We start from the raw sequence: 1,044 nt of genomic DNA, 5'->3' as shown, positions 1-1,044 counted from the left end.
GCGGCATCTTGGCCCGCGAGGAACAGAAACTGCGCCAGCCGCGCGCGGGCTTGGTCGAGTAGAACCGGATCGACCGTGTCTTCGGCGGCATTGACCAAAGCCAAGGCATCGCGCGCTTTATCGGCGCTATCGATGCGCTTCAGCTTGGCGCTCAGCGCGGGCCAGCCCTTGCCGGGATTGGCGGAATTATAGGGCTTGTCGCGCCAGCTCATATCCTCGTCGCCGGAGCGGGCGAAGCTGGCGTTTTGCTTCAGCTTGGGCAGCGCGGGCGCGCCGGTTTTCGGCTTACGGTTTTGGGCGATGGCGTAGAGGCGCGGCGCTTCGGTCTGGTCCATGAAGGCCAGCAGCCAGCGGCGCAACTCCTCATAGCTCGCCTTATAGGGCGTTTGCAGATAGCGGTGCGCGAGGATATGGCCGACGAGTTGCCGGTCGGTCAAAGCGCCGATCAGCTTGTCGGCGGTGGCCCAATCGGCGGCCTCATGGGCTTCGAGAATTTTCCGGTACAGCACAACATCGCCGTCGCGCAGCACATCGGGGAGGGTTTGAGAGGTTTCGTCCGTGGGGACAGTGGGACCCGGCGTGTAGACCGCGACCTCATCAGGCAGCGCCACCGGCGCCGCGCCCAAAGTGGGTCGGGAAAAGGCCAGCAGCGGGCCGAGAAGGAGGACGGGAACCGTCAGCGAGGTTGCGAAAAGCAAAAATCCCCGCCCACGGGTGCCGAAGCCCCCTTGAGTCGTTCGAGTGTTGGTCATTGCCCGATGTAGATAGAGCCGAGACAGTTTGATGACAAGTAGGAAAATCCGCAACAGGTGTGGGCATAGGGCCACACGAACCCGTGAAACACGCAGAAAATGTGGCGTTTTTAAGGATGTAAAAGACTCTCTAGTCTATAACTTAATGTCAAAAAATCTTTCCAGGCATCGCGCTTTTGTCCAGGCGAGCGCAGTAAATAGGAAGGATGATAGGAGGGCAGCATAGGTATTGTTGCCCCTCCTGAATCGCTCCACTCAAACCAACGCCCGCGCAGCTTTGTAATACCGTCGG

2 pseudogenes are annotated in these 1,044 nt (G+C 60.0%); both read right to left on the bottom strand.

Annotation, left to right across the window (positions count from 1 at the left end):
• A pseudogene (locus VZ95_RS18355) lies at positions 1–698 on the bottom strand (hypothetical protein); the annotation flags it as partial.
• A 164-nt stretch (positions 699–862) separates the two neighbouring features.
• A pseudogene (locus VZ95_RS27500) lies at positions 863–1,044 on the bottom strand (uracil-DNA glycosylase); the annotation flags it as partial.

The sequence above is a fragment of the Elstera litoralis genome (assembly GCF_000963705.1).
Lineage (GTDB): Bacteria > Pseudomonadota > Alphaproteobacteria > Elsterales > Elsteraceae > Elstera > Elstera litoralis.
Note: the sequence above shows the minus strand (reverse complement) of the source record. Positions and strands in the feature narration are given on the sequence as shown.